The organism is Paenibacillus catalpae (genome assembly GCF_900112695.1).
In the GTDB taxonomy this organism is placed as follows: domain Bacteria; phylum Bacillota; class Bacilli; order Paenibacillales; family Paenibacillaceae; genus Pristimantibacillus; species Pristimantibacillus catalpae.
The window spans coordinates 140,016-164,249 of record NZ_FOMT01000001.1 but is presented as its reverse complement, the minus strand read 5'-3'; the positions used below and the strand labels follow the sequence as shown (position 1 = coordinate 164,249).

16 protein-coding genes are annotated in these 24,234 nt (G+C 51.4%); all 16 read right to left on the bottom strand.

Annotation, left to right across the window (positions count from 1 at the left end; translation table 11 throughout):
- Positions 1-35: 35 nt before the first annotated feature.
- Complete coding sequence (locus BM200_RS00540) at positions 36-1,817, bottom strand: S-layer homology domain-containing protein (protein WP_091180113.1); 1,782 nt, start codon at positions 1,815-1,817, stop codon at positions 36-38.
- 96 nt (positions 1,818-1,913) lie between these two features.
- Positions 1,914-7,151: a cohesin domain-containing protein gene (locus tag BM200_RS00535; protein WP_091180110.1), complete on the bottom strand. Its 5,238-nt coding sequence runs from the start codon at positions 7,149-7,151 to the stop codon at positions 1,914-1,916.
- Positions 7,152-7,200: 49 nt separating this feature from the next.
- Positions 7,201-8,013 carry a carbohydrate ABC transporter permease gene (locus tag BM200_RS00530; protein ID WP_245772839.1) on the bottom strand — a complete coding sequence of 271 codons (813 nt, stop codon included), beginning with the start codon at positions 8,011-8,013 and terminating at the stop codon, positions 7,201-7,203.
- A 16-nt stretch (positions 8,014-8,029) separates the two neighbouring features.
- Positions 8,030-8,914, bottom strand: coding sequence for a carbohydrate ABC transporter permease (locus tag BM200_RS00525; protein ID WP_091180108.1), 885 nt, complete (start codon positions 8,912-8,914; stop codon positions 8,030-8,032).
- A gap of 78 nt (positions 8,915-8,992) precedes the next feature.
- Positions 8,993-10,360: an ABC transporter substrate-binding protein gene (locus BM200_RS00520; protein ID WP_091180106.1), complete on the bottom strand. Its 1,368-nt coding sequence runs from the start codon at positions 10,358-10,360 to the stop codon at positions 8,993-8,995.
- 203 nt (positions 10,361-10,563) lie between these two features.
- Positions 10,564-12,171: a response regulator gene (locus tag BM200_RS00515; protein WP_091180104.1), complete on the bottom strand. Its 1,608-nt coding sequence runs from the start codon at positions 12,169-12,171 to the stop codon at positions 10,564-10,566.
- A 71-nt stretch (positions 12,172-12,242) separates the two neighbouring features.
- Complete coding sequence (locus BM200_RS00510) at positions 12,243-14,063, bottom strand: cache domain-containing sensor histidine kinase (protein WP_245772838.1); 1,821 nt, start codon at positions 14,061-14,063, stop codon at positions 12,243-12,245.
- On the bottom strand, positions 14,041-15,114 hold the full coding sequence (locus BM200_RS00505) for an alpha/beta hydrolase (RefSeq protein WP_091180098.1): 1,074 nt from the start codon (positions 15,112-15,114) through the stop codon (positions 14,041-14,043). The genes BM200_RS00510 and BM200_RS00505 overlap by 23 nt, the downstream gene beginning before the upstream one ends.
- Positions 15,115-15,310: 196 nt before the next feature.
- Entirely contained in the window at positions 15,311-16,030 is a 720-nt protein-coding gene (locus BM200_RS00500; RefSeq protein WP_245772837.1) for a glycerophosphodiester phosphodiesterase, read from the bottom strand.
- Positions 16,027-17,073: a LacI family DNA-binding transcriptional regulator gene (locus BM200_RS00495; protein ID WP_091180097.1), complete on the bottom strand. Its 1,047-nt coding sequence runs from the start codon at positions 17,071-17,073 to the stop codon at positions 16,027-16,029. Before BM200_RS00495 ends, BM200_RS00500 begins: the two co-directional genes overlap by 4 nt.
- An 18-nt stretch (positions 17,074-17,091) precedes the next feature.
- Complete coding sequence (locus BM200_RS00490) at positions 17,092-17,667, bottom strand: HAD family hydrolase (RefSeq protein WP_091180095.1); 576 nt, start codon at positions 17,665-17,667, stop codon at positions 17,092-17,094.
- A complete protein-coding gene (locus tag BM200_RS00485) occupies positions 17,639-18,676 on the bottom strand; it encodes an ABC transporter ATP-binding protein (RefSeq protein WP_091180092.1) in 1,038 nt (345 codons plus the stop codon). Before BM200_RS00485 ends, BM200_RS00490 begins: the two co-directional genes overlap by 29 nt.
- Complete coding sequence (locus BM200_RS00480) at positions 18,651-19,721, bottom strand: ABC transporter ATP-binding protein (RefSeq protein WP_091180090.1); 1,071 nt, start codon at positions 19,719-19,721, stop codon at positions 18,651-18,653. Before BM200_RS00480 ends, BM200_RS00485 begins: the two co-directional genes overlap by 26 nt.
- Before the next feature lie 33 nt (positions 19,722-19,754).
- Positions 19,755-20,894, bottom strand: a complete 1,140-nt coding sequence (locus BM200_RS00475) for an ABC transporter permease (RefSeq protein ID WP_091180088.1) — start codon at positions 20,892-20,894, stop codon at positions 19,755-19,757.
- Complete coding sequence (locus tag BM200_RS00470; protein WP_091180086.1) at positions 20,895-21,893, bottom strand: ABC transporter permease; 999 nt, start codon at positions 21,891-21,893, stop codon at positions 20,895-20,897.
- Positions 21,894-22,003: 110 nt separating this feature from the next.
- Positions 22,004-24,001 (bottom strand): ABC transporter substrate-binding protein, encoded by a 1,998-nt coding sequence (locus BM200_RS00465; protein ID WP_245772836.1) that lies wholly within the window; start codon positions 23,999-24,001, stop codon positions 22,004-22,006.
- Positions 24,002-24,234 lie beyond the last annotated feature (233 nt).

Here is a 24,234-nt window from a genome sequence, read left to right as displayed (position 1 = left end):
TGACATCTCCATGCTCGTTGTCACGTAATTCGCATTTAAAGTGTTTGCTTATAAAAATAATTGTACAGGCGATGCATCAACACGGCCGTTTCCGCCCGCGTCGTCCACGCTTTCGGATGGATGTTCTGATTCGACCCGTTCACCAAACCCGCATGAATCAGTCCGGCAACGCTGTCCCGGGCATAACCCGCGACGCTGCCGGCATCTGTGAACCCGCTTAACGGATCCGCAGGCGCAGGTACGGCTTTGTTCGCGTTCGAGAGCGCTTTGGCGATCAGCACCATCATATCTTGTCTCGAAATGGCATCGTTTGGACGGAACTCATTGTCGCCGGTGCCCGTGGCGATGCCCATGCCGCGCAAAACAGCTACTGCCTCGGCATAATATGCGTCAGCCGGCACATCGGAAAACGCCTCGCCCTTCGCTCCCTGCAGGCCCATCGTTCTGACGAGCAGCAACGCGAAATCCGCCCGGCTCACAGAAGCCTCCGGCCGATATTCGGTCGCGGAAACGCCGTTGATGATCCCTTTGGAAGCCATCACTTCAATGGCCGATTTGGCCCAAGCGAATTTGCTCAGGTCATCAAACGTCTTCTGCACGAATACGACGGCAAATTTGCCGAAATGCGTGGCCTGGAACAGCACGGAACCCGTCGCCGCATCATAGCGGCCGCTTGGTACCGCAATCGCGTTTCCTTGCCCGTCAATAGACCAGATCGTAATATGCTCCGGATTTGCCTTTTCCTCCGCAGTCGGGCGATAAGGGATGCTGATCGTCGCCGGCCCGTTCGGATTGCTCCATGAAATCTCCTGTCCGCCGCTGTGAACGCTCAAATCGATAACGGGACGATCGCCGATTTGCGCGCGCAATTTGTCGTTCAATCCGGCGATGTCGGCTTGCTCGATGCGAAATTCGATATTCCCCGCCGGGGGCTTGCCGTCCCGGAACATATTGCTCGGCACGGTTACCGTGCCAAACGGAGTGGAAATCTCGACCTGCACGACATCTGCGGAATCACTAAACGCCACAGCAGGCAGTTCCAATGCGTGAGATGTGCTGCCGGGCACCTCGGTCAATGCCAATTGAATCTTTTTGAGTCCGCCGCCCGCTGCCGTCATCTTGGCGATAGCCTTCAACCAGGTCGATTCGTCGATTGTCCATACGACCCGGCCCGTCGAGCTGTCGACTTTTGGCGTCGGTTTGATAACGATTTTGCCGCCTTCTTCGTCAACGACGATAGGCGTATCACCTCCGGAGCCGCCATTGCTTCCCGGGTCGGTGCCCGGGCCCGGATCGTTCGGCGCCGCGACCACCTTCAAGCTCGCAATTGCGTTCGCGTCGTGATCGACGACGGTCATTGCACTGTCCACGGTTTTTACTTTTTTCAGCTCGACCGTTCCGCTTCCCAATGCCGTCGCCTCAAAAACCATTTCCGCCAGCACGACCGTCCCGGACTCTCCGGATATCGGTCCGACCTTCGTAAACGCCATTACAATTTGGCTGCCCTTTACGGCAGGCGCAACGGCATAACCGAATCGGTCGCTGGATGCGCTTTTGAATCGCAAATGATCGGTGTCGAACGTCGCTTGAAGCTCTGTCGCGTACACATCGGACAGCTCCTGACCGATCACCTGGACTCTTACTTCACGGCCGGTGACCGGCTCATTGTTCGAAACGGAAAGCGTGTATGACGGAGCGGCGTAAGCCACATCTGCCGCCAAGGAAAACCCGCTTAACAGAATCGAGCCGGCCAGCAGAAGACTTAAGCAGATGAGTTGGATCTTTCTCAGGGCGCTCTTCCTTTTTGTATGTATCATTTGCCAACATCCTTTCCAAATGGATAGGGGAGGAAGGCGCGTAAGCGCCTCCTCCCGAACAAAATTGCCTATCGTTAAATGATGGACCTGATTCGGTTACTGCGGATTTCCAATAATGCGGTAAGCGACCGCCGCCAGATCCTGCACCCCGATCGGACGCGGCGTTGTAATGCCGAGCGCCTTGTACAGCGGCCAATTGACGTCCGCGTTGCTTTGCCCGTAATATCTTCCGATGACCGCCAAATCTCCGACGGTCAACGCGCTTGATCCGGACAGCGTTTTTAACGATCCGTCGAATTCGGATATCGCTGCTGTCAACTGCGCTACCGCTTCTTCAATTCCTGCCTGGGACAGGGTCGGATCGGCCAGCGCGGCGTTGGCGGCACCAAGCTTCGTTTGCAGCAGCGCTTTCGAACCAGGCGCATATTGTCCAAGGAACGAACCTTCTATCGCGCCGGTCAAGCGGCTGTCGGCCGTGGCAATGGCCGCTCTCAAAGCCGTCTTGTCGGTAACCTCGATCGTGACGTTATGGCTGGTCGAGCTTACCGGCGTTTCGGTGACGCCGTCCGAGATGATAACATTTTCGACCGTGATGGTGTTAAGCTCGACAGTCGCATCGACGGTTTTGGCCTTGAAGCTCAGCTCCAGAAGGTTGTCAGTATTGGAAATGGCCTGGCCTGCGCCTGCGGCAAGGAATCGGATCTTGGCTTCACCGCCGCCCGAAGTGCCTTCCTGGTCAAGCACGATCGAGAAGCCATCCACCAGAGAGATGCCCGACACGTATTCCACCTTCGCAGGGTCGTAACGAACGGTCAGGTCGATTGCATAAACGTCGGAGGTCAAGTTGTTCAAGCCAAAGTTCAATTTGAATGGTTCCCCGGATACGACGGAAGCCGTACCGCTCAGCAATGCTCCTTCTTGACCGCTGATCGTGATCCGTGCGCTGCCGCTCAAACTGGAGCCGACGGCTTTCGCCGTTACTTTCACGACGCCGTTCTTTTTGGCCGACAGCAATCCCGTCTCGCTAATGATCGCCGCATTTGTCTCCAAACCGTCTTCTGCGGTTACCGACCATACGACCGGCACTCTCGCCAGCATTTGCAGCGTGCCGTCTTTCGTCGTTATGGAGGTCGCTCCGGCTTCGCCGGAAACCTCCAGCTCCTCTGACAGTTGAAGCGCTTTGAACGCGTTACGCAGCGCGTAATAGGAATTGTCCGCTGCTTCCTGCCCGATCTCACCATTCGAGGCGGCGGCTTGGGCTTCACTTAAAGCGCTTGCAAAAGTGTTCCATGAATCGATGGTATAGAGCGTATTGTCCAGGTTATTGACGGCACCTATCAAGGAGGTCAGCAGGGCTTTGTCGACCTCCGCTGGGATAATAGGGTTCGCGGATCCGCCACGGCCGGCTTTGACCTCGTTAAAATAGTTCTCTACTTTCGTAATTTCGTCAGCTGTAAGCACCCTGTCGTAGATGAGGATCTGCACGACCCTGCCCATGAAGCGGAAAGGAGTTGCAGCCGCCATCGTGTATCCTACGCCAAGGTCCGATTTGTTCCCGGAAAGCGCCTTAGCGTTTGTTCCAGGGGTACCGATGACGTTGTTATCAACATAAACGGCTCTATTGGTTCCGTCTAGCTGAGCACGAACGCTGACCAGGCCGTCAGTGGCTGTGGTAGTAATTTGCTGCCCGCCGCCCGATACGCTGCCATCCGCGTTACCAAAGCGGATATTAACTCGGTTTGTTCCTACACCGAGATTAATGCCGCTCCAGCCGTCGTTTGCTGCCCATGTTTGGTAAGCCTCGTTCAATCCGAAATAAACAAGGCCATTTTGATCGCTGGAGTTGTTGGCTGTGGTTGTTGGTCTAACGAGCGTGTATATCGTCATCTTCGTGCTGCCGTTATAATCTTTAAAGCCGGCAGCCTTCAGAGGCCTTGAGTTCGCGGCGAATTCTACATAGTCGTATACATCCTTCTTTAGCGTAGGATTGCCGGTTGGAGTTCCAAGATTATCGCCGCCGCTTCCGGGGACGTTCGCCGGGATAAGCTTCGCTGGGACGCTTCCCATATTGGTCCATCCAGTCACGTTGCCGCTGCTATCTTTTTCCACGCCTTCATCGGCCTTGAGCCATAAGTCAAGACCATTTCTAGGAATATCGGCTGGCGTCTTATCGCTCACCACAACGCGAGCGTGCGACTGACTTAGTACTTCGCCATCTGCCGCCAGTACGTAAATAATATATGGACCGGGCAACATAGGCGCGGTCATCCCGAGCATGTCGCCGGAGGCCACTGTTTCATCGTCGCCTCCATCAAAATGTCCGCCGCTCGACGAGGAAATCCATATCTTTTTAGTCGCGTCGTCCAAATCGTAAGCAAATCTCACTTGCCCGCCGGGGGCTACTGACACATCAGCCGGGAGCAGCCTATTGGCCACCGATACGGTGGTGGTAAAGTTGATGGTCATGGCATTCGGCTCCGTCGGTGAGCTGACGATCAAGGTCCAGCTTCCTTCGATGGCGATTTTGTACCCGCTCACCACGGGATTGCCGCTCAGCGTATAGGTGTAGTCTTTACTCAAAGTCAGTTCAAGAGGCCGTGCCGCTGAAACTTCGTAATTTTCCCCGTCTGCCACATTGATCGCTGCCGCGTTCTGGTCGACGTATACCGTATACTTGGAAGTGGCCGTTTCTCTGCCGTCTCCGTACTGGATATAGAGTTTGTATTCTCCTGCGGCAGACGGTACTTTGATCGACTTTGCGTCGCCGGCAGCTTTTGTCATCGTATTGCCTTCGTTAAAGAGAGTTGAGTTCGCAGGCGCGAGCCAGACCGTGTCTTGAGCACTTAGCAGACCTCTGCGGTTCAGCTTCTCGCCTTTACCCATGATGACGTTGGAAGCCAGCTCAAACTCGGTATCCGCAATGAGGCTTCTTGGGATCATATGGGTGTATTCGTTCGTAAGACCCGAATTCAAAACGATTTCGTTGCCCTTAACCGGCCAAATGCGGGCTTCGCTTTTGTAATTGTCGTTAATAATCCTAGGAGCGCCGTTCTGATTGTTATTCCCGTCCACGTAACCTTGGGCGGCAATCATATCGCTTTTGCGCTTCCAGTTGTTAAATTCAAAAAGACGGCTTTGTCCTGGGGCATGGGAGAGCTTTGACTGCACCACGTTGCCCAGCATCTTAATGAACGTGCTGCCTTCGTCGGGATGGAATCCGTTGGTCCAGTTGTTGGAGGTTGTTGGTTTGTCAGTTGGATTCGGGTTAAGGAAGTTGTAGTTCATCTCGGTGAAATTCGTCCAGTTGTCGGGATGCCAGTTGCTGTTCTTGTCGGTGACCGGGTCGTTTGTCAAATTATTGACGGTGTCCCATGTCCCTCCGTCCGGCAAATTACCCGGATCACCTTGGCGTCCCAGCGAGTAAATGGCTCCGGAGTCGTTAACTACCGTGCAAATTTCCTCTATCCGGTTATAGTTTATTTTGTTATTTCTTGAGGTTGTGGAAATGATCGGAGATCTTGCGATGCTTGTTTCATGCGTACCATGGTAAGGGCCGCCGGTCTTGTTCGTACCTTGGGCGGTAAAGCCGAACCCATCGTACTCGTCCCAGCCCCAGCCGATGCTCATGGCGCCGTAAGTGGTGTCGTAAATGTAGTTGTGCAGTATTTGCATGTTCGTTGTGTAGAAAGAGGCTAGTGCATTGGCGCCCGGAAATCCGTAGCAGGTCCTGTACAAAAAGTTATTGGTAATATAAATATTTTCCGGCACGGATTCCGTACCCGCCGTAAATTTTTCCTTATTAACGCCGGCCCAGTTCCTAATTGGCGTGCCGGAGACGGAAACGCTAGATTCATGCTTAATCGGCTCATCGTTTTCATAGATATGCTGCGGATGTCCGACTACAACGCCGGAGGCGAGCGTATCCACGATATAGTTGCCCGTGACCTCGATATCCTTGACATCGTTTTCAATATGGATGCCATTAAATCCGGCTAGCCCGATCTCGCCGTTCAGTACCTTAATGTTCCTCGCTGCGTTGATCATTACGACTGCAGGCGGTATGTCATACCCCCGGTAGAAAGTCTCATGCCAGTTAATGCTGCTTGGGAAGTAAACTTTGTTCACGATTGAGCCTTGAACGGACGCATAGCCGCGGGAGCTGGTCGTTACCGGTCCGGATCCGTCGCTAAGTGTGTAGGTGCCCGTCAGTTCAAACAGTTTGTAGTCGGTATGGGCAAATGTCAGCCCGTTGAAGGTTATGTTTTTGACGCGTCCATCATCCGAGCCCTCAACAGGGTTCAACCGATCGCCTACCGGGATTCCTCTAATGTCGAGGACCGTCTCAAGCCTTGGAATGACTACCTCGGCGGTATTAATATCCTCACCCGCAAGCGGGATGTAATACAGCGTGCTTTCTGCCTGGTCGAAATAGAAATCGCCGCGTTTGTTGAAGAACTCGAAGGCGTTGCGGATGACTTGATTGTTACCTGGATTGTATTGCGTGTTATTGCCTAAAGACTGTGAAATCGCCCCATACGGCATTTGGAACCGGAGCATGACTCCGCCGGGCTTGTTGCTGGCTGCCGGCGCTTGTTCGATCGACGCGAAAGTGACAAAAGGTCTCGCCCATCTGGCGGTGGAACCGCCCATGCTTTCGGCCTCGATGTTTTGGGGGTTTTTCGTTTCCGTCGTCAGACCTACGCTGGCATCGAATACGATACCGGCCCGAATGTTGCTGCCGTTCTGCCACGCCCAAGGGTTATCAGCGGAGGTAAAGCTGACTGTAGGGGTACCTGTGACGGTTCTGCCCGCTGAAACGATTTGCGGGCTCGTCGTCATATTGGCGCGCTTATCGTTTACATAGATCGCGCGCAGCTTATCGCTTCGGTTAAGGGTCGTTTTATACGCCTTTAAGCCGCCAGTCTGGGTAAGGCCAACCGCTTCTGTCCATACGCCTTTTTCCAGCATTTCACCGGCGCTGATTACCGGCTTCGCGCCCGGTGCCGCCTCATAGCGAATCGTGCTGCTTTCGCTGCCGGAATCTTCCTTGGAGAAAACCAGGGTTTCATTTAGCGGATAAAATCCGTCCGCGATCTGAACGACGATATCACCGCCGGTCTTGGGCAGCGTCCTTACGATTTCTTTTGCCTTGGCAATCGTTTTGTACGGTTTTCCTTGTGTTCCGTCGCCTATGTTATCATTGCCGTTTGCAGCAACATAGATAGTAGTACTAGGCGCACTGTCAGCCGAGACTACCGACCTTGAAAAGGGCAGCATGGAAAATACCATTACGAAAGTCATAATCCAAACGAATGCTCTTTTTCTCACTTCCATAAAACCTCCTTGGATGTAAGTAAAATACTATAAACATGTGCCGGCAAATTCACTTCAAAATAGCCCCGGCTGTCAAAGCATTTTCGATCTTCTCGTTGCCTACCAAATAAACGATAATCATAGGCAAACTGGACAGCAGCATACTCGCCCCGATCAGCCCCCAATCCGTAACTCCCACATTGACAAAGAAACCAAGCAAGCCCACGGTAAGCGGCCGAAATTGATCCTTGGAGGCAATAATAAAGGCAAGCGGGAATTCGTTCCATATCCGAATGAATATAAGGACGCATTGCGTCACCAGCGCCGGCATCACGATTGGAAATATGATTCTTATATACGTTTGATAGACATTCGCTCCGTCTATGCATGCCGCTTCCTCCAGCTCCTTGGGCAACGAACGGAGAAAGGCATACAGCATGAGTACGCAGGAAGCGATAGCGAAGCCGGAATACGGCAGGATAAGACCGAAATAACTATTTTTGATATGCAGCGCTTTAACCAGCTGGAATAAAGGAATGACGACTACCTCGATTGGGACAATTAGTCCCATAGATACATAAAACAGCACAGCCGAATTGAATTTCCATTGCATGCGGCTGAGGCAATAAGCAAGCATGCTGCCCGTTGCGAGCGTTATGGCAATTGTGCCTGCCGTATAGATCAAGCTGTTCTCGAAATACGTGTAAAAATGATATTTGGATAACGCTTCGCTGAAGTTCAGCCAATCCAAGGAAGACGGTATGCCAAAAGGATTGTCATAAGCTTCGCTCTTGGACTTCAACGACATCGTTAACATCCAGTACAAGGGAAACAGAAACGTGCACCCGACGGCTACCCAAAACACTCGATTTAATACTTTCAATAAGCTCCCCCCTAGCTTAAAACTCTAGTTTTTCCCTGGCTACGTACCTTTGGATGATAAAGGAGATCAGAAGGCATTCCAGAATAAAGATAACGGCGATTGCAGTACCTTTGCCAAACTCGGAAGTATCAAATGCCGTATAATACATCTGGTAGATGACCGTCCTGGAAAGATCGCCCGGGCCTCCTGCCGTCATGACTCGCACATGCGAATAGAAAGCCATTGAGCCTAATGTAGACAGAATAAGTATGTATTTGATGACATTCTGCAGCAAGGGGATCGTAATTCGTAAGCAGACTTGAACAAAATTGGCACCGTCGATCAAAGCCGCTTCATAGTAGCTCTTCGGTATGGTCTTGATACCTGTATAAAACAGCATCGCGTTGAGACCAATATATTGCCATAGGAATGTCAGCCCGATGCTGGGCATTACCGTTTTCTTTTCCGTTAACCACGAATGCGTCCAGGAGCTCAGACCGAGCGAATGAAGAATGCTGTTGAACAATCCCCAATTCGGTTCGTAGAACGCCAGCCAGATCTGGGCAACCACCGTAACCGACAAGATAGCGGGGAACATCGCCGCCGTCTTGAAGAATCGACGAAACCTTGGTGTTTGAGCGTCCATAAAAAGCGACAGCATCATGGATAGGGGCAGCCCAAGCAATAAGGAGATGGCTACAATAAGATACGTATTTTTATGAGCGGTCCAAAAGGATGGCGAAGCCATCACGTCTTTGTAATTATCTAAACCAACAAAACCCAGATTTCGAAATCCGTCATGCTTATGCAAGCTCATCCAGATCTCCGGCAGCAAGGGGTATACGCAAAATACGGTAAACAGCAGCAAGGCCGGGGAAGCAAACACAAATATGGACAATTTGGTGCTAAAGTACTTGTTCATCGCTCTCTCCACCATTTAATTTGTGTCTAAATCCCCCAGGGTTTAGCCGAAGGGGATTTAGCTGTTATCGCCTCTTTTTTACTTGTTAAACCACGTATTCTCGCCCCAAATCTTGTTCATCGCGGCATTAAAATCTTCGGCAGCGTACTCGCCCGTCAATAAGTTCGCTCCTTGCGTAGACACTTCGGCAGAAGTTCTCGCGTCTAACGAATTAAGAGCAAAGGACGCGATTTTATTAGGAATCGGATTGTACCAGTCAACGAACTTCTGCATGAGCGGGCTCCTGTCATTTGCCTGGTTGCCGGTCTGCAAGGATATTGGCGCTCCTGTAGATTCGAAGTATAACGCATCCGCCATGGCCAGAAATTCGGCAAGCTTGACGGCCTCTTCCGGATGCTCGGTTTTGCCGTTGACCGCATAGCCGTTAACCGGAGAACCCCAGAACTGTACGGTCTGTGCAGGATCATACTTATCGCTCGCGCTTGGGAATGGGAAGAAATCAACCGTTTCGTCTTTTGCCAGATTTGGCAGCTCCCAAGTAAACATCCATAACATTGCCGCTTTTTTAGACGTAAACATCTCCATCGCCGGACCGTAATCCAGATTGGCTATGCCGTCTGGGAACACGCCTTCCTTGACCAGCGTTTCAATGCGGGCCGCCCCTTCCTTGACGGATGGATTGTTAAAGTCCGTTTTGTTGCTGACGAGGTCCGCCATCGCCTGCGGATCCCCGATTTGAATCATTTGCTGCAGCATGAAGATTTTCGGCCCCCACCCGTCCTTGCCGGGAGTAACGGCTGGAACCATGCCCTTGCTCTTGAGCGTCTTCGAGATTTGAATCAGCTCATCGAACGTCGTCGGCACCTTAACCCCTGCTTCCTCAAACATGTCTTTATGGTAAAAGATGACGGGGGTGAAATACGTGTCAGCTCCGGATGATAGGCTGTAAATTCCGTTATCGACATGCTTTAACGCATCCGGCACCGCATATTTGTCCAAAAAGCCGTCTTTGGAAATATAAGGTGTCAGATCCAAAATGCTGCCTGTGTTCTTCAGCGGGGTAAAGTAGCCCGCATCGTTCCAGAATACGTCCGGCATATCCCCGGACGAATTCAACGTCTTCAATTTGTTTGCCATATCCTCGCCGCCGCCGCCCGGCTCAAACTCGACTTCAAGATTGGGAAGCGCAGCGGCAATGTTAGGCTTGATGAATTTTTCCATGATGTTATTGCGATTCTCGTCCGTCGTAATCGTTATAACTCTCATCTTGATTTTTTTGCCGTCCGGTGCCGCAGTCTCCTTGTTATCTTCCGTACTTGCTGCCGAGGGCGACGGATTGTCGGACGGCTGGTTGGACTTTGTTTCATTCCCGCTGCTGCATGCCGATGAAACCAGAAGAATATTTGCCATAAGGAACATAGCTGCTGCTTTTGACTTCGTTTTCATTGTATACCTCCCCTATTTGTCGAAACGGATATCGGTTGAATCTAGCTGTTGAAAGCGGTATCAACCTTAACCTTGAGCTAATTTTACGAATCTTCCTAAATTTAGTACAGAGAGTATTCTCGGGCCAGCAGTAAAATTAACGGCAAAAAAATAGACGAAAGAGGAAAGTTCTCACTCTCGTCCAGCGTCTGCCTTAAATAGCTTTATTGGATTTGATTCACATATTTGCTGGGCGTGATTCCCATATATTTTTTGAAGCATTTGCTGAAATAATTGGCGTCCGCATATCCCACCCGGATCGCTACGTTTTGGATAACCTTCTCTCCCTGATCAAACAGTTCTTTTGCTTTCATGATCCGTACTTCGGTCAGGTAGTCATTGATCGTGAAGGTCGTTTCCTTTTTGAACACGAAGCAAAGATGATTGTAATTGACATGAACGCTTCTCGCGATATCTTCGATCCGCAATTCCTCGTTGCCGTAATGCCTCGTTATATACGATTTAACCTCCTCTATGACTTTGACGGCTCTATTGGGCTTGCGACTATGCACATGACTCATGGCCCTTAGAATTGTAGTACGTATCCAGTTCTCCAGCTCATTAAAGGTTTTCATCCGCTGAACGTGCTGTATCATATCGGGTTGCGTCGTATTTTGGAAGACATCTTCAAAGCTTTGCGATGCTTCGGCCAAAAATTCAAGGCAGGTGGATACGATTTCGATCCCGGCAAGGAGCAGTATTTCCATGGAAGCCTTTTGAACGCGAGCATCATGAAAAAAACGGGAGAGCCACTCTTCCGTCTCGGACGAATTTCCGACTCTCATGAACATCAGCAAGCCGCTTCTTTTTTCCACCGAGAACAAACCGCCTTTCATACCGGTTTCCGTAAGCAAGGAATGAACAAACACCTTGTTGCCTCCCCATACAAAACGCTGCTTCAAGGCGATTAACGCTTCTTTGTATGAAACCGGAATGGACTCAAACGCTTCGCAGCTATTCCCTAAGCCGATTGTTACCGTTCTGTCCAAGTCGTTCTGTACGTTTAATCGAATCCGTTCGCAAATCGTTTCCAAGCCGTTGAAGGAGCCGTCAGGCGATCCAATGATCAGAACTAGACGCGTATCTTGATCGTGACAGCCGACACACGGAAAGGCGCTTTGCATATGGTATTGAGCAATTTCTAGCACCTTGGCTTTGCGGATCGGCATACCCTCCTCAAGATTCCTCTCCTCGTTTGCATCCAGATCGACGACAACCGCCCGATAATGCAATCCTTCCAGCTTTATTCCCAATTCCCTTAACCGATCCTGCTCAGCTCCAGAGATATCATGGCCGTTGCCTTGCAGCCAACCGATTAACACTTGCTCCTTCCTGACAGACAAGCCTTCGCTCGCCTGCTTTCTTAAATCGTCCAACTCAAGCTCGCTCCGGCGCTCCGTTCGTATCAGCTCCCTCATATCCAGCAAGCAGCCTTGGAGTTCTTCTTCGTTAATGGGTTTAAGCACGTAATTAAAAACGCCTAATTGCACGGCCTGTCTGGCATACGCGAATTCGCTGTGTCCCGACAACACCAGAAATTTTGTTTTCCGGCCGAGTTCCTTGGCTTTATGTATAAACTCCAAACCATCCATGATCGGCATATTCATATCGACCAATACGACATCCGGTTCAACCTCGGGCATCATCTCCAGCGCTTCCGCCCCGTTTTTTGCTTCCCCCGCGATTTGAAAGCCCAGCTCACTCCATGGCAGCGAAATCTTCAAGGCTTGTCTGAAATAATATTCGTCATCGACGATAAGTACTTTGTACATGTCTTTCCTCCTGTCCTATTTCATCCTTAGCATGCGAATATTAGAAATGAGCCTAATGAATGCTGCAGGAGCTAATGAGAATGAAGAGGCAGTACGATAATAATTTTCGTGTAAACGCCGTATTCGCTTTCAACTTTCAGTCCGTATCTGTCCCCGTACAGCATTCGGATCCGATTGGATACGCTTCTGATCCCAAAACCGCCGGCTTCATTGGGAACCCCGGATCCTGCCATTATCGCCTGGGTTTGATCCCTGTGCATGCCAGCCCCGTTATCGTAAATTTCGATTTCCACATTGTTGCCGCAGCGCCTTCCGGTAATGCGAATGATTCCTTTTTCCTTTTTGAGCTTCAATCCGTGATAGATGGCATTTTCCACGATTGGCTGCAAGGTTAGCTTCGGTATCGAATAGGTTAAAATGTCATTGTCGATTTCCATCGTGTAAGCCATGTATTCCACGTAACGCAGCTGCTGAATTTCCAAATAGCTTTCTGTTAAACGCATCTCCTCGCCTATCGAAATGATATCGTTGCCTTTGCTTAACGAGATCTTATAGAAATTCGCCATGTATTGGGCCGCCGTTATGGCTTGCTTCCCAAGGCCCAGCTTGATTAGGGAAATAATGGTTTCAACCGTGTTGTACAAAAAATGAGGCTTCACTTGCGATTGCAGCAATTTAAATTCGATATCGGCTTTTGTCCTTTGTTTCTCAACGTTCTCGGCCATTAGCGCCTCAATACGATCCATTAAACTATTGAAACCCTCGCTTAAATATCCGATCTCGTCCGTTGATTGGTACGAGCTTCTGACTTGCATCTTTCCCGTTCGGATTTCTCTCATTGTCTTGGCAAGCCGGAAGATGGGTCTCGTGATCGATCGGGACAACAGGAAGGACACCATTAATGCCAGCAGCAAACATGCAGCCCCAAGCCCGATAATCAATTGATTGATTTCCTTCCGCTCCGAAGTAATCTCATCCATGGGGATAGCGCTTACAATCGTCCATTGCAACGGTTCAAAGCGGTGGGTGAGTATCAGCTTTTCTTGCCTTCCGCTGCCTTGGATGAAGCTTGCGTCTTTACCGTCGCTCGGAATGCTGATAGAGACGGCTTCCTTGAAATCCCGGTATAACATGGCTTTATTCTGTGAGGAAATAATACGCCCGGCGGAATCGACGATATAAAACTCCCCGCCCTTATTTTTTCCCTCTTCGTAAATCGAGGCAATGGTCGTTTCTTTCACGTACAAAAAAACTCGGCCGATCGTTTTTCCTGTATCTTTGTGAATAACCGTTTTGGAAACCGCAAATACGTTGTCTTCCCCTTCATACAAGAATCTGAATTTGATCAAACCTGTCCAAATGGGCAAATAGGTCCGATCATCCGCCCCATAACCGTAACCGAATAGGCGGGAAGCGTAGGCGTTGTCGGCAAACCCAACGTCCACCCAATGTTGATTGGAGGTAAGAATGCTGACCGCTTTGATTTTTGTGTTAGGCTCCACAATATTGCTCATCGTCTCTGAAAGGGTTTTGTTCATAGAGAGGTTATTTAATCCTTCAACCGGTTTGCCTGCATTAACCTCATTATTTATCAAATAATCGTTATACAGCACGCTCTGCAATCGATAATCGCTTGCCAGAATTTTGGAATAATCTTCGATGGTGGATAACAAGGTTTGAAGGTTGTTTTTGATGAGCACAAGCTCCCGGGATGAGTTGTTCATGGCTTTCTCTATAATAGCCTTCTGCGAAATCGTGTTGGCGAAGATCGACTGGGTGGAAATAAATACGACAATGATTAAAATATTCGCAATGAATATTTTATTCTTAATGGAAATCCCGCCTATATACTTCGAGAACCCTTTCATATTAAAGCGTCTTCTGAACAACATCGGACAAATACTCATCGCTATTTCCGAATATCAAGCGACTATAATTGTAGGCACCGTTATTCCAAACGTTGAAATCATGGAAACCATCCTTTATCAAAATTTGATAGTAATGACCATAACCAAGATGATTCCTCGCTTGTTCTAATAGACCTTCTATCGATTTTGCATAGCTGCCAATAGCTACACCATCGGCATCTCCACAGGTCATATATAGCAATTGAAGCTTATGATCGCATGATGCGAGACTTGCTCCAAGAACGTTGCCGTCACTCGATGTGGGAGCATTCGAAAAAGCTCCGACATAAGAGAACAAATCTAACATGCCTGATGCGAGCACCGTGTTATCCAGTCCGTTGTTCCAGATACTCTTGGTTCCAGTAAATCGTGTCGAGTCATATCTGTAACCGCCGAGAGTCAGGTTCAGAGCTTGCATTCCCCCCATCGAAAGCCCGGCAATCGCTCGATGCTTGCGATTATATAGAATTCCCTCCGGTGACGCGTCTGTTATATTCGCGTAGGTTTTGTATTTAGATTCTATAAATGGAATCAAATCATATCTCAGCTCATAATCGAAGTAATAGAATCCCAGCATATTGGTACCCTCGGAAGTGAAGGAAGTATCCATCCAGTCATGCGCGCTTCTTCCGTTGGGAAAAACGATGATCAGCGGATCGATATCGCCGTTTGCAATAAGATTGTCGAATAGATTGCAAATCATAAATCGTCCGTCAACCTTACCATTGCTGCTTAACCACTCATAATGATCCCCGCCGACTCCATGAAGTAAATACAATACATTGTAGCTGACGGCCGTGTCGTTCGGGTCATAGCCCGCTGGCAGGTAGACGTTGCATTTCTTCCATATGGAATCACCTTTAACGGTTTCTCTTCCTGCTTCACTTATATCGATGTTTCGATCTGTTACAAGCTGTCGCGATAAATGAATATAGTTGCTTACCTCATAGGAAACCTCTTGAATCGTCCCTTGAAGCTCTTCATTAACTGACCTCAAATACTCGGCAGGCACCGCCGTCACATTCCTATTTTTCATGGTTCATTATCGTCCCTTCGGTCGCATTGTTATAGTTCAATACTATCATGTCGATAAAGAGACATGTAACCTTTCGAATTATATATCTAGCGGTTCAGCAACCCGATAAAGGAGTCTTCCATGCATTATTGATTTTTTTACATTGCGGCAAAAAAAAACCGCCCGCCGTCAGAGACAGTGGTCGGTTAATCTTGAACTATTTAGTTAGGAACCCAAGCAGCATCTCCGGCTTGCGCGTCGTAATGGCATCAACGCCCATCCGGATGAATCGCTCCATCTGCGCAGGCTCGTTAACCGTATAGACCCACACGGTTAACCCGTGCGCGTGAGCTGTCTCCACGATTGGCTCGAAGCAGGTCCGGTAATTCATATTAAGGCCGGCATATCCATCCCTTTTCGCCGCCTCACAGACGCGCTGAGCAAACTTGTCGTACTTGTCGTATTGCTCCGGTTGCCAGGCTTCGACCTTGACCGGCGTGTTGATCATGACTGGAATATCAGGGAACCGAGCCGTCATCGTTTCCGAATAGCCGGTTATATGGACCCGCTCCTGAGCGCCGTACTGCCGAATGAGCCTAACGGTCGGTAAGATGCTGGCGGCCGACTTCAGATCAATATTCAACTTTGTGCCAAGCCGATCCGATAGCTGCAGGATTTGCTCCAGGGTGGCGATTTCGTGCTCCGCGTAAGCCGGGTCCAGCCGCCGTCGCATAGCGGGACTGTTCAACTGCTCGAACGTACAGGTCAGCAGATAGGGAGAATCGTCATGCAGCAGAACGGCCGTGCCGTCCTTCGCGGCATGCACGTCCACCTCCACGATATCCGCTCCGCTTTGAACGCCCTCCAAGAACGAAGCGAGCGTGTTGTCCGGGCTTGCACCGCTTCCCGTATGGGCGCCTACCATTGGCCGTTTCAACCTTGCCACTCTCCTTCTATCGAAGAACAGGAAGCTCCCTCGACGATTTTACTTTCGATGATTAAATGGTCCGGGTAATCGCCTTCGTTGCTGATGCCAAGCATATGCATAAGCAGCTTGACGGACTGCGCCCCCAGCTCGGAGGGCTGCAAATCCATACCGGTCAGCGGCGGCATTGTCTGGTGCATCATCGAAAGATCGCCGCATATGACAAACAGGGAGATATCCTCGGGGATGCGCAGGCCCAAATCCTTAATCGCGTTCATGGCGTTGAAGGCTGCTCGGTCGTCGTCCGCAATGATCGCCGTCACCTTCTCGCCGCTTTCCCGGATGACGCGGATCGTCTCGGCATAGCCGTAATGCAAATAATGATCCGATTGGGTGTGCGGCTTGTAATGGTGCATAGAATCCCGCATGACGAGCCGATGCTTTGCCAGCGCTTCCATGAATGCCGTTCTTCTCTCCATGGAGACGGTCGTCCCTTTCGTTGCGTTCAGAAACATGAGATTCTTATGTCCTCTGGCAATCAAATAATCGCAAATGTCATGCACGATCCGAGCGTTATCGTTGTTTACCGTAGGAGCTTCCTTTACCTGCGCATTAAAAATTTTGCCGACCGTGACAAAGGGAATGCCGTTAAAGTGGAGCAAGCGAATCCTTTCATCCTCCTCCGTCGGCCCAAGGACAATCGCTCCGTCAATCGGGTAGCTGGCCAAGGAGGGCGTCTTCACCTCCAGCACCGGAAGCATATCGAGCAGCACTCTGTAGCCGAACCGGGAAGCCTCCAGCACAACTCCGTTAATGAATTGGTTGTGAAAGGCACTGAAGAAAAAATTGCCGTGCGGGATGGTAAGTCCTATCGCCATCGTCTTTTTCGTTACCAGGCTTCTCGCGATGTGATTCGGAACGTAATTCAGCTCTTTGGACGCCTTAAGCACCCTTTCCGTCACTTCCTTGCTTGTCGGCCGCTTCTGGCTGAACACGTTGGAGACGGTTCCTTTGGATACGCCGGCAAGACGCGCCACATCATCGATTTTCGCCATGGCTAGCTGCTGCTCCCTTTAAGCCTGAACCCGCTTCTTCATAGCGAGTTCCTCATTCAAACGATCCGCAAGCTCCACGAGCGCAAGCGGCTGCTCGATCGTATAATCCGGCATCTCCGCGGGATCAAGCGAGGTCTTCGGGTAACGCGAGGTCCAGTTCAAATGCACGCTCGTAATGCCGACCCGGTTCGCTCCCCTGACATCGCGCGACAGGTTGTTGCCAACCATGATGATTCTGCTCCGGTCCTGTTCGCCAAGCTCCATCGCGCCCATCGCCGCCTTGAACATTCGCGGATGCGGTTTCTCGGCCTTCATCTGCTCGGAATAAATCAATACTTCGAAATAATCGTATAGGCCGTTTATCGTTAACAAATTTTTAAACGATTGGGCCAAGCCGTCGGCTACGATCGCCAGCCGGTACCCGCGCTCTGCCAGCGTTCGAACCATCTCATCGGCTCCGGGAATGACTCTACCCTCTATAACCGTGCCGTGCTCGTCGCGCACTTCGGTACCTTCATCGATAATCGTATCCCCGCAATCAAGAAATATGATAAGTTCTTTCGCTTCATTGTTCATCGCTTGTTCCCCGTTCATGCCTTGCCCCCCTTAAAGTCAATTGTTCCGCGTAATGGCAAGCGGCCATATGGTTGTCGCCAATTTCCCGCAATGCGGGCATTTCCTTCACGCATCTCTCGGTCTTGTATGCACAGCGAGGATGAAAGTGGCAGCCGCTTGGCGGGTTCGCCGGATTCGGCACCTCGCCCTCCAGAACGATCCTCTCCTTCTTCAGATCCGGATCCGGCTGCGGCACGGCGGAGAGAAGCGCCTCGGTATACGGATGTCTGGGCTGCTTGAACATGGAGTCGACGCCAGCCATCTCCACCACCTTGCCCAGATGCATGACCGCCACTCGGTCCGAAATGTTCTCGACGATCGAGAGATCGTGAGAGATGAATATATAAGTGATTTTATATTGCTCCTGCAGATCCTTCAACAGATTAATGATTTGCGCTTGGATCGACACGTCCAGCGCGGATACCGCTTCGTCGCATACGATAAGCCTCGGCTGGGTAATTAGCGCCCGGGCAATGGCGATCCGCTGACGCTGTCCGCCGGAGAAGGCATGCGGATAACGTTTAAGGTAGCTGACGTTTAGTCCCGTTTTCTCCGCGATGGCCGACACCTTCCGCTCTACCTCCGATTTAGGCAGCTTGAAGTTGGCGATCAGAGGCTCGGATATAATATCGAAGACGCTCATCCGCGGGCTCAGCGAAGAGTACGGGTCCTGGAAAATCATCTGAATGTCTTTTCTTAACTTTTTCGATTCGGCACCCTTCAGTTTCAGGAAATCAACGGCCTCTCCACCCTCCGTACGGTAGACAACTTCGCCGGAGGTGGCATTCATGCCTCTCACGATGCACCGGCCCAGCGTTGTCTTGCCGCAGCCGGATTCCCCGACGATGCTCAGCGTTTCCCCCTCCAGCAGTTGAAAGGAAACATCCTGCAGTACGCGCACGGATACCGGTTTCGCGAACAACGCCTTCTTGGACTTTACTTTGAAATCCTTATTGAGATTTTTAATTTCCAATATGGGCTTCGCCATCGTTATCCCCTCCCTGCTGTTCCGAATACAGGAAGCACCTGACCATGTGGCTGCCCGAAATTTGCGTTGCGGGCACGGACCGCCTATTGCATACGCCTTCGATACGGTCCTTGCAGCGGTCGTAGAAGCCGCACATTGGCGGCATATTGACCGGAACCGGCACCGAGCCTTCAATCGATTCCAGCCGTTTCGTTTTATTGCCGCCAAGCCTAGGCATCGAGCGCAAAAGCCCTTTCGTATACGGGTGCTTCGGATTGCGGAAAATCTCCTTCATTGGCGCCTGCTCAACGATTTTGCCGAGATACATGACGGCGACTTCGTCGCACATTTCCGCGATAATGCCCAAATCATGCGTCACCAGCAGAATCGCCATGCCGAATTCCTGCTGCAGCCGCTTCATCAGCTCCAGCACCTGGGCCTGGATCGTCACATCGAGCGCTGTCGTCGGCTCGTCGGCGATCAGCAGCTCGGGGTTGCACGACAACGCCATCGAGATCATTGCCCGTTGTCGCATCCCGCCGGAGAACTCATGCGGGTATTGGTCGAACCGCTTCTCCTCATCCGATATGCCGACCTTGCTCAGCATCTCGAGCGCAATCTTCTTCGCTTCCTTCTTGTTCCTTGTCCGGTGGATCAGAATGGCTTCCATGATCTGATTCCCGATCGTGTACATCGGCGAGAAGGCTGTCATCGGCTCTTGGAAGATCATCGCGATCTTGCGCCCGCGAATGGACCGGATTTTCCGGCCGTTGGGGTCCAGAGCGAGCAGGTCCAGCGGCTCCTCCTTCGCCTCGGGCTCCTGCGACGACCGGTACGCGACTCTCCCCGACGTTTCGCATTCCTTCGGGTTGATGCCGATAAGCGCGCGGCTCGTCAAGCTTTTGCCGCAGCCCGATTCGCCTACGAGGCCTAACGTTCTGCCTCGGCGGATTTCGAAATCGACCCCGTCCACGGCGTTCATTACTCCGTTATCCATCCGAATCCGAATCTTCAGATCCTGAACGCGGAGAAGCGGCTGCTGCGGTTGAGCGGTCTCTGCTGTCATAGGTATCCCCTCGCTATAACCTTAATTTTTTGCTTACCGTTTGTACGGATCCGCCGCATCGCGTAAGCCGTCTCCCAAAAAGTTGAACGTTAAGACGGTGAGTATGACCGTGCCGAGCGGAATGATTTTCCATGGATACAAAGCGATATTATCGATTTTCTGAGCTTCCTGCAGCAGCACGCCCCAGCTGGTGGCGGGAGAACGAATGCCTAGGCCGAGGAAGCTCATGGCCGTCTCGGCAAGAATCATGCCGGGAATCGCCAGCGTTGTGGCAACGACCAGGTAGCTGATGAAGCCGGGCAGCAAATGCTTGACGATAATTTTCGAGTCGCTGACACCCGCGATTTTGGCGGCAACGACGTAATCTTCGTTTTTGAGAGATATAAACTTGCCTCGTACAACCCTCGCCAGCCCCGTCCATTCGATGAACGCGAAGATGATAACGATGTAGAAATACATCCGGACGACCGGAATGCGCGGAGGAATCGCAGCGGACAATGCCATCCATAACGGCAGCGTCGGGAAGGAACGGATAATTTCGATAACCCGTTGAATGACGGCGTCCAGCCAGCCTCCGAAATAGCCTGACGCGCCGCCGATGATCAAGCCTAATACGAAGCTGATGCCGACCCCCACCAAAGGAATGCTTAACGATACCTGGCTTCCCAGCAAAATGCGGGAAAATAAGTCCCGTCCAAGCGAGTCCGTGCCGAGCAGAAAGAGGCGGCCTGGCTCCTCGACGCCGATCAAATGCGTGGAAGAAGGAATGAGGCCAAGAAACTTGTACTTCTCCCCCTTGACGAAAATTTGCAGCGGATACTTCTTGTCCGTGTCGGACGTGAACATTTTGCGCATCGTCTCCGGATCACGCCCCGACTTCAGCCCGTAAACGAACGGACGGATATGGAACTTCCCTTCCGCATCGACGAATCGCAGCTTCATGGGCGGCGCGTTCACGTATTTGCTATCGTAGTTTTCCAGCCCGTAAGGGGCTAGAAATTGGGCGAACAACGCACTTGCGTACAGGAGCGCCAGCACGACCAGGCTGACCCGTGCGAGCTTGTGCTTCTTGAACCTTACGTACATGAGGCGCCATTGCGAGCTGTAGTTCAAATCCTTATCAATGGCCGGCTCAGCGGCAGCGGATTGTCGTCTTCCGAATGGTCTCATCATCTACGTTCCCCTGAATTCTGTACGGATTTTTGGGTCCAGCCACGCAAGCAATATATCTGAGATCAATGTTCCGAGCACGGTGAGCAGAGCCATGAACAGCAGCCAGGTCCCTGCCAGATACATGTCCTGCCCCAGCAAGGCATTGAACATGACCGGCCCTTGAATCGGCAAATTAAGGACGATCGCCGTAATCGTAGACCCGGTGAAGATCGACGTAAGCGACCAGCCGAACGTGCTGACGATGGGGTTCAGCGCCGCTCGCGTCGGATACTTGAACAATATTTTCCTCTCCGATAAACCTTTCGCCCTTGCCGTAACGACGTTGGGCTTATTCAGCTCATCCAGCATCTGGCCCCGCATCACGCGAATCAAATCCGCCGTCCCGGACAGCCCGATGACGATGACGGGAATGACCATATGCTTTGCCAGATCGATTGCTTTGTCCATCGACCACGGCGCATTCACGTATTCGGCGGAGAACAGACCGAGCAGCGGGTCGCCGAACCAGGTGTAGGAGAGAAACATTAGAATGACCGCCATCAGAAAATGCGGCGTCGCCATTCCGAGAAAGCTCAGCCCCGAAAAGAAATAATCGCCAATCGAATATTGCTTGACCGCGCAGTAGATGCCGATCGGAATCGCCACAAGATATTGGAAAGCCATTGTGACCAGGGACACGGTCAGCGTCAGGCCCATATATTGCTCAATGACGGCCAGCACAGGCTTGTTATAGTTAAAGGAGAAGCCAAAGTCTCCGTGCAATACGATGTCCTGGACCCAAATGAAGTACTGCTCGTAAACGGGACGGTCGAGTCCCAAATCCGCCCGCATTGCAGCCATGTCTTCCTGCGTGAATCCCTCCCCGGCTACGGACATTTCTGCCGCGTAATTGGAGACGTAATCGCCGGGCGGCAGCTGTATAATGTAGAACACAATGACGGATATGAAAAACACGACCGGGATGGCCAGCAAAATACGCTTCAACGTGTACTGTAGCACCTGTAATCCTCCCCATGACCATTCAGCACAGTGCGAATGTCTTCAGAATAAACACGCCGATGCAAGGGGGAGCTTCCGCTCTCCCCTTGCGGCACGCATGCTAACAAAGGTTACGGCTTCAAATAGAACTGCGCGGGGTGAGCCGCTCCAAGCGAACGGAACTCGTCGGCCCAGATCAGATCTTCGGGAATGTTGCCCATCTTGTTCGATGCCGCGATCAAGGTCGGCGTTGGGCCGGCATAACCGATCACCCATTGGTTTTTCATATGCAGCTTAACGATCTCGTCGCCTAGCCGGTTAATCTCTTCGGTCGTTCCGGCAGCCTTGATCTGATCCCAATACTCGAGAATTTTGGCGACGTCACCCTCCGGCTTTATGCCCTCCTTGCCTCCCGACGAAACATACAAACCGTATAGCCCATACCACGGAGTCAGAACTCGAAGCGGCACCAGCGCATCTGGACGGTATGCGACGTTTACGACCGAAATATTCTCGATGCTCACCGGCACCTGATTCGAATACTTCAGCTCCTGCAGCGTAGCCTGGTCGACAAGCTTAACGTTCGTCTTAATGCCCATATCCTCGTAATATTTCTTGAGGAGCTCCGTGTAATTGGCGCTTTCCTCCGAAGAGTCCATAATGGTGAGAGTTACGTCCGAGCCGTCGGGGAACAGCCGGAAGTTATTCTTGTCGCGCTTGGTTAGTCCAATCTCATCGAGCAGCGCGTTCGCCCGGTCGGGATCGAAGCCCGACCATTGATCCGCCCAACCTTCCTGGTAGCCGACGAGCCCTTCCTGGACGGAAGCCTGAATCGGATCGGCGATGCCGTTCGTCACGATCTCCGTAATCTCGGTACGGTTAACCCCGAGGGAGAGCGCTTCCCTGAATCGGATATCCTGGAATAACTTGCGAAGGTTAGGGTCGTCGATGGTTTGGTTAAGCTGGATGCCGGAGGTCATCCAAGCCGGCTGCTGCCAAGTGATGACGCGGTAGTCGCCCTTCTTCTCGTTTTCCTTCAGCACCGTGAAATCCTGCGCCCCAAACGTGGATAAGTTAAAGTCGCCCGCCAGCGTACCGAGAACCCGTTGGCTTGGATCCTGGATCTTCGTCGCAACGATCCGGTCCATATAAGGCAGCTGATTGCCTTCAGGGTCCGTTTTCCAATAATAAGGGTTACGCTCCATGATGAACTGATCGCCGTTCGGATCGTTCTTGGCCACCCATGGCCGGAGCGTTGGGATTTGCGGATAAAGCCAGTAATAATAACCGGTTTCCTTCAGGAACGCGTTCGTATCCTCGAAGCCCCACTGTTTGGCGATCTCCAGCGCTTTGTCCTCGCCGACAAGCTCGGGCAGGATCGTCTCGTGGAAATGAGCCGGCGCGAAAAACCACTTGTTGTCAATCGCGACCCGTTCGAGAAACTGTACGCTCGGGTACTTGTGAACAACCTTGAACGTATAATCGTCCACCTTCGTAACCGTGGCGAGCGCTTTATCGCCCGTAACCGGATCAACCGAGTAATAGGCATCGTAGATCGCCTTGCCGAAAGTTTCCTTCGTCAGCATGTGCTCCCAATAAAAAAGTACGTCATCCGCCGTAAACGGCTTGCCGTCGGACCATTTCATCCCTTCCCTGAGATGAATGGTGAACTCGGTCGAATCTTCATTGACCTCATAGCTTTTGGCTACGTTCGGCTCGACGCCGCTGCCGTCCTTGTTGAAACGGAAAAGCGCCTCCTCCGTCGGCTGCCCGACGGACCACTTGTCGCCCGGGCCCGTCCAAGCCATGGTCCAATCGCCGCCGTACCGTCCGATTTCGTCGACCACGGGCTCCACCATGACGTCTGCCTGGACCGGCAGCCGTTCCGCCAGCGGGGGGAGAGTGCCGTCTGCTGCGAGCTTGGCGAGCATGGGGGCTTCCTTAGCCGCTGCCGTGCCCGTGCCGCCCCCGCCCTTGTCTTCTTCCTTGTCCGCCGACTTATTCTCGTTGCTTGGCTTCCCGGCCTCGTTTGACGGCGCAGGCGAATTATTGTTATTCGTACACCCTGCAGCGATAATGGAAAAGATGACTAACAGAACGACCAGAAGCTTCCTCTGTATCCTCAACATTGACCCCTCCATTCATGAACTTTGCTAGTTTCGACTGCTCTTTCCTTTGTTCTTGCCTTTAAGCCGATTCTTAGCTGCCGTTAAGACCCGACCGCTCACCTCCGCTGCATGTTAAACCGGTTTAATTTTGTAAATTGTATGCGCTTTATTTGAAAGAATGTCATCTTTTAAGCGGTTTAATATTCCAATCGAAAAAAATATAAAGCGCTTCACTCATATAGTCGCCGCAACGA